9 protein-coding genes are annotated in these 6,166 nt (G+C 55.0%); 6 read left to right on the top strand and 3 right to left on the bottom strand.

Translation table 11 applies throughout. The features are described 5' to 3' along the window. Positions 1-98: 98 nt before the first annotated feature. Complete coding sequence (locus tag QP909_RS11385) at positions 99-464, bottom strand: heme transporter (RefSeq protein ID WP_179387218.1); 366 nt, start codon at positions 462-464, stop codon at positions 99-101. A 118-nt stretch (positions 465-582) separates the two neighbouring features. On the opposite strand from QP909_RS11385, the gene QP909_RS11380 reads away from it, so the two are divergent. From QP909_RS11380 to QP909_RS11355, 6 genes are all read left to right on the top strand, one after another. Then, positions 583-1,017 carry a hypothetical protein gene (locus tag QP909_RS11380; protein WP_239273655.1) on the top strand — a complete coding sequence of 145 codons (435 nt, stop codon included), beginning with the start codon at positions 583-585 and terminating at the stop codon, positions 1,015-1,017. After that, on the top strand, positions 1,014-1,814 hold the full coding sequence (locus tag QP909_RS11375) for a PrsW family intramembrane metalloprotease (protein ID WP_284767297.1): 801 nt from the start codon (positions 1,014-1,016) through the stop codon (positions 1,812-1,814). The genes QP909_RS11380 and QP909_RS11375 overlap by 4 nt, the downstream gene beginning before the upstream one ends. A 95-nt stretch (positions 1,815-1,909) precedes the next feature. Continuing rightward, positions 1,910-3,106 (top strand): HNH endonuclease signature motif containing protein, encoded by a 1,197-nt coding sequence (locus tag QP909_RS11370; RefSeq protein ID WP_284767296.1) that lies wholly within the window; start codon positions 1,910-1,912, stop codon positions 3,104-3,106. A gap of 28 nt (positions 3,107-3,134) precedes the next feature. After that, positions 3,135-3,713, top strand: coding sequence for an LURP-one-related/scramblase family protein (locus QP909_RS11365; protein WP_023020268.1), 579 nt, complete (start codon positions 3,135-3,137; stop codon positions 3,711-3,713). Positions 3,714-3,733: 20 nt separating this feature from the next. After that, a complete protein-coding gene (locus QP909_RS11360; RefSeq protein ID WP_239206188.1) occupies positions 3,734-4,318 on the top strand; it encodes a TetR/AcrR family transcriptional regulator in 585 nt (194 codons plus the stop codon). Continuing rightward, a complete protein-coding gene (locus QP909_RS11355) occupies positions 4,315-4,677 on the top strand; it encodes a DoxX family protein (protein ID WP_239206186.1) in 363 nt (120 codons plus the stop codon). The genes QP909_RS11360 and QP909_RS11355 overlap by 4 nt, the downstream gene beginning before the upstream one ends. 363 nt (positions 4,678-5,040) lie before the next feature. Here QP909_RS11355 and QP909_RS11350 read toward each other — a convergent pair whose 3' ends face one another. Together QP909_RS11350 and QP909_RS11345 are read right to left on the bottom strand one after the other, a co-directional pair. After that, a complete protein-coding gene (locus QP909_RS11350; protein WP_284767295.1) occupies positions 5,041-5,535 on the bottom strand; it encodes a hypothetical protein in 495 nt (164 codons plus the stop codon). Between the two features lie 20 nt (positions 5,536-5,555). After that, on the bottom strand, positions 5,556-6,166 hold a 611-nt coding region (locus QP909_RS11345), incomplete at its 5' end, for an IS3 family transposase (RefSeq protein WP_502868664.1).

The raw sequence follows: 6,166 nt of genomic DNA, 5'->3' as shown, positions 1-6,166 counted from the left end.
AAGTGAAATATTCCTAATATCAGCACGCCAGACCGGCTAACCACGTAACCTCACCAACACATCCTGTCGTTTAAGCCGCTCTAGGCGCCACGTCTCCATTAGCTCTTCCCTGCCTTAGAGCCCACCACGGCACCCAGCTTGCTCGCGGCCCATGCCAGGAAAACAAACACTGGGAGGTAAATCCACGTTCCTTCATTGAAATACAGTGACATGGCGGCAAAATAGGCCAGCCCAGCCACACAGAAGATGGTCCAGGAGGCGCGGAAAGTGGCGCCGTCGACAAGAGCAATGATCACCGTCAGCACGGCCATGAGGATGAGCAGGGCAAGGCCGGGGACAAGGTGGTAGACAGCGGGCGGAATAACGATGAAAACAGCAGCGATGGCGATGGGTGCCCACCATTGCCACCAGACGCGGCTGGGCTCGTCTTTTGCTTCTGCTTCTGCCTCTAGCTCCTCAAACACGCACCCAACCTATCACAGGGCTTAAGGAAACTTATGGGGAAGAAATCCTCCCTGCGACCGGCCTAATCCTCCCCGCGGAGGATACCGCGCTGAGCAGTGCGTACCTAGCGTTAAGAGCATGAAAAGCACACCACTCATCCTCGCGGCGGGCGTAGTATTCGGCGCCATCTACGGCACCAATGCGCTCCTGCCAGACATCTATGACAACCCCACTTCTGAAGTGCAGGCCGGACAGGCCCGCATCCCCGGATTATCCTGCACGGAAGAAGATGGCTCCACCAGCAGTGAACCACGCTGGGACTGTGACGGCACCCAAATCCGCGCTAAGGAAGTCGGCGTGCAAGACAAAGACCAAGCCACCCGACGCTACCTCCGGGCAATGGGTGAAGGTACGGCCATGCCGGAAGGAGACATCGACCGCGACGGGGACAAGCGCACGCTTAGCGATGGCGACCTTGTAGCCATCAGCATCGAGGGCGATGGCCCCACCACATTCCTCTCCCTGCGCGGACCGCGCGCTGCAGAACTTGCCCAGGAGGTAGAAAAGGCATGAAGAATCTGTACTGGCTATCTATCGCTTTCGGCCTTGTAGTCGCCGGCTTCTTCTTGGCCGATCGCCGGTTTACCGAGGTTGGGCTCATCGGTGCGCTCATCTGCGCTGGCCTGACGCTTGGACTGGGATTCTGGTGGTTTAAGCCGCGGCCGATGTGGCAGGGCATCCTATGGGGTGCGCTCGCCCAGCCGGTGGTGTTTAGCCTCAACAACCAAATGGTGGGGATCTCAAACAAGCTGGGGCTCACCCACCTCGACGCAGCCTTATACTCGCCGCTTCCGGAAGAAACCATCAAGCTCCTCGGCGTTGTCATTATTATTGCGGCCTTTGGGAACGTGCGGCATCCCTACCAAGCCGCCGCGATCGGAATGGCGGTAGGCCTTGGTTTTGACGCCATGGAGAATATTCCATTCCTCCTGAGCGCGACCATCACTAACCTGGATGGCGATCTCTGGGGCGCCATTATTACCGGTACCGGGCGAATCCTCACTGGTGCCTTTAGCCATGCACTGTATACGGGGGTTGCGGCGTGGGGCGTCGGCAAGCTCTACGCGGGGGCACGCCACGGATACTGGCAGGTGGCCGGATTCTGGCTGGCCGCTATCGCCCTGCATACCTTGTTCAATGGCGCGACCATGATTGTGGGTGAATGGCCGGCGACCATCCTCGTTATCGCCCTCATCACGTGGGCGCTTATTATCTGGGGCCTGCGATTCATGCGCAAGCAGAACAAGAAATTCGCGGCACAAAGCAGCGAAAATTCCCTACCCGCTAAAGATCCGGAATATAGCTCCTGAGCTGGTTCAATGTGGAGAAAAAGGCTCGTGTCCGAGGGGTGTTATAAGGTGTGAATCGTACACAAGTTCACACGATGATTTAGGTACGATGCGCCATGGAAGAACCCTACTTTTCCACGACCAACACCACCGACCCCACAACACGCTTAGCCTTTGAGATGCGAAAGGCGGAATACGAGTTCTGGGTGAACCAAGTCCCGGAGCTCGATTCTGATTTCGAATTAGTTACCCAATCCCTCTACCGCACCACCGGCGTTAATGAAGGGAGGATCGGCCATATCCTCATGGCACTGCACCGCCTGGAGGAGCTGCCCGAGCTCCAAGCGCTGCAGCACCGCCTCTACCACTTGGACCTCGACCGGATTATTGCCATCAATAAGTCCCTCAACCGCTTGGGCAATCCGACGCCAGAGGTAGTGGCGCGCATCGATGAGCAGCTCACCGCCTACCTCACCCCTACCCGGCCCAACCAGGCCATGCGCACACAGGCGCAGATCAAGCGCAAGCTCAACGAGCTTATCAACCTCGCCGATGACACGCTAGCCGTCACCCAGGGCCCTACACAGCCGCGCTACACCATGGAAAATTGGGGCGATAACACCTCGGCGGTGACTTTGAGTGCGGACCCGGCGGTTATCGCAAGCGTCGATAAGTGCGTCCGGCAGACCGCGCTGGAGCTAGATTGCTCGCTTGCCGACGCCGCCGTTGCACTCCTCACCGGCCGCACCCAAGCCCCCGAGATCATCCTCAACGCCTACAAGGCCACCGACGTGCCCAATTCCCCGGCATTTATTGAGTCCGTAGGCTGGCTCGACCCGGCGCGCTCCAATGCGCTGCCCTACACTAAAATCCGGGAGATGGACCCTAACCACGAGGTCAAGGGCTATGTCACTCCCGCGGCCATGGCCGCGTACCTGGAAGGTTTCGACGGCACCTGCCGCTACCCCGGCTGCAACCGCCCGGCATCCGCCTGCCAGAAAGATCACCGCATCAACCACGCGGACGGTGGGCCGACTACCCCGGCAAACCTCGCCTGCTTATGCCAGCACCACCACAACGTAAAGACCGATGGCCGGGCCTTTTATGTCATGGATCCACATACGCGCGACATCATCTGGCTTTTTGAGGATGGCACCTGGACCACCACCGAGCCCTCCGGCCCGCTGGCGCCCAAGAACAAGAATTGGGTGCAGACCTTCGCCCAAACCATGACCGCCCACCGCGCCCGAGCATATGAAGAGGCCCAAGAACTCATGCGCCAGCAGAAAACCACCCCTAGGGAGGAGGAATAATTCCACCAGCTGCCCTACAGTGGCTGGCATGACGCAAAATTTATTCACACTGGATGAGCTCGTAATTACCCAGACCAAGTCCTTCCTCAATGATCAGTTCATGATCACCGATATCGACGGCACCCCTGTGGGCACGATCCTGCAATCCACCAGTCTTAAAGATATGGTGTTTAAATCCTCTCGCAGCTTGGAGGTCGCACTCACGGATGCTGAAGGCAACCCCCTACAGACGGTCATGACGATTTCGGATCCGCCGAATTTTCTGCGGGATACCTATGAGGTGCACTTGCCGGGAATCGAACAGCCCATGGCCGTCATTACCAAGCGTTTCTCCATGCTCAAAACAAAGCTGGAGCTGACCATGAAGGGCTTTCCTGACGTCGAAATTCGCGGCGATTTCTGGGATTGGAACCTCTCCATCACCTCCCACGGCCGCCAGCTTGCCAACGTCACCAACGAGTGGACCGGCGTAGGCAACTACTTCATGGGTAAAAATACCTACTGCCTAGCCATCACCCCAGGTCTCAACGAGCAACAACATGCTGCCATCATCGGCGCCGTGATGAGCATGGATATGCTGCGGACGAAGGAAAAGAACAGAGAGTAGATGTCTGCTACGATATGAACATGTTCACTGAACCTGTTCATAAAAACTCACGTGCGCGCTCGAAGAACACAACGCGCCTAAAGGTGTTAACCGCTGCAGGCGAACTTTTCGAAACTACGGGATATGCCGATACCAGCATTAGAGAAATTGCGAAAAAGGCTGGTGTCAGCGTTGGCACAGTCATGTCTGTCGGCGAAAAGCGCGCACTGCTGGTTCAAAGCATCAGCCACAAAATTGCAAAGATTCATGACGGACTCAGGACTCAACCACCTGGAGATCTCATTTCGGTCATCAATCCATTTTTGGAGATGTTTGCAGGACACAGCGAACTATCCCGCGCTTACGCATCTGCTCTCATTGAACTTGGCGATCAAGGGCAAGAGCTCAGACGCTTGGAACATCTTCTCACGGAAGAAATCCTTCGACGTCTCGCGGCATCAAGATTGACCGAGGATGAGTCTCGCGATCTTGCAGGAGTCTTGTATCACGCCTATCTAGGTTTGCTAATCGGCTGGGCCGCCGGACTTTATTCGTCGCAAGAACTAAAAGACCAAGCACGCACAATCATCAATCGCCTAGAAAGCGTATTTGGAGTCCAACTATGATTTTCGACGAAACAGCCCCTATCTGGCCTTCCATTCTCCTTGCCGTCATTCTTTCAGGCGACGTCATACTGTCAATTCGTCCCGTTAAGTTCATTGAAAAATGCCTCACCGGCGTAAAATTCCCACGCCAATGGTGGTGGGCTCTCATCTATATCAAATGCGTCGCGATTTCCGGGCTGATAGTCGGACTTGCCTACCCCGGAGTCAGAGTTGCGGCACTAGCAGGCATCGTCACATATTTCTTTGCTGCAGCCTTCGCTCACCTGAAAGCCAAATTCACCGGCACCGAATTCTGGGCTAACTGTTTGGGCATGCTTATCCTTTCCATCGCGGCGCTAATTGTAACGCTCGCCGCATAATGCAGAAAGGAGTTCTACATTCCCGTAGGCACTTTCAGATCTAACCCCTATTAGGTGGACACCTGATGCCCAGTCCGGTTAGGTTGGGTACAAAGGTAATCTACCACCATGTCTAGGTACTCCGAACAGTTCAAACGCGATGCCGTAGCACTCTACAAGAACAATAAGGAGAACTCGCTGAGCTCAGTGTCAGCATTGTTTAGAATCAACCGTGCATCACTGCATTCTTGGACTAAGCTCTACGCACCGTCAAACACACTCGTACGAAAACCGTCCATGATAAAGCCCATTCCGCTTTTTCACCGTGGTAGAGATATTTGCGTATTCTTTGCGGCATAATCTAAGGGATACACAACGGATTGCTCAGTACATGGGGATTTCTGGACCTTGGCCACGGAAGTTTTCGGTCAAAAATCCGAACTCGACTTCCCATATATGATACTCACTCGGTAAGAATGAAGGCTCCTTTTTCTGCCGAGAAACGACCTCAGTTTGAGCTGCTTCACGCGTGGTAAATGCAGCCAATATATCTGGGCTCATTTCTTGGAAACGCACGGAGGAATGTTGCGCATACCCCTCCCTAAAAACGAGATAGACAAGTCTCGGGAAACGAGACTTGTCTAGTTTTCCGTCCCAGCCGTCAAGGGGAACTTCTTCAGTCCAACAGGTTATACCTAGAGAATCAACATGCTCGCCCATGGCACGCTCCTGCTCTCTGGTTAAAGCTATTCCGACAAATTCTTCGTCAGACGTAGCTTCCGTACGCGCAAAGAGCACAAAAATTTTAGCCTGGTTGCTGCTATCTGAAATTCTACCTATTAAGCCTTGCATATGGGGTTGACCGCAATTCGTGGACACGTAGTGGGGCTACCTAGTGTTTAGGCAGCTATTTCTTTTCTACTGGTGGTTAGACCAATGTGGTTTTCGAAGTCGACGGGACTGACCATTCCTAGTGCAGAGTGCCGGCGCCGACGGTTGTAAACGACTTCCATCCAGTAGGCAACGGCCTTGCGCGCGGCATCACGGGTAGGCCAACGCTTACGGTCGTAGAACTCGGTTTTAAGCGTCGACCAGAACGACTCAGCCATCGCGTTATCAAAGCACACACCAGTACGCCCCACAGACTGAGCAATGCCCAGGTTATGGCAGACTTCCCAGAGCTTCTCGCTGGTAAATTGCGTTCCGCGGTCAGCGTGGAACACCAGCCCATTAGGAACGTCACCGCGCAGTGTATATGCCATCCGCAGGGCCCGTTCGACCAGGCATGTATCTTGAACGCTATCCATCGCCCAGCCCAGCACCCTGCGGGAATGGCCGTCGCGGACCGCACACAAGTACAACCATCCCTCGCTGGTGCGTAGGTAGGTAATATCCGACATCCACACTCGGTTGAGCTCACCAGTATCAAACATGCGCTTGACCAGGTCAGGAAGAGCTGACTTACGCTTGGATTGAATCGTTGTCACCGGGACAAAGGCACGCGGTGAAA

The sequence above is a fragment of the Corynebacterium sp. MSK195 genome (assembly GCF_030228885.1).
Lineage (GTDB): Bacteria > Actinomycetota > Actinomycetes > Mycobacteriales > Mycobacteriaceae > Corynebacterium.
This window is presented reverse-complemented; position numbering and strand designations above follow the sequence as displayed.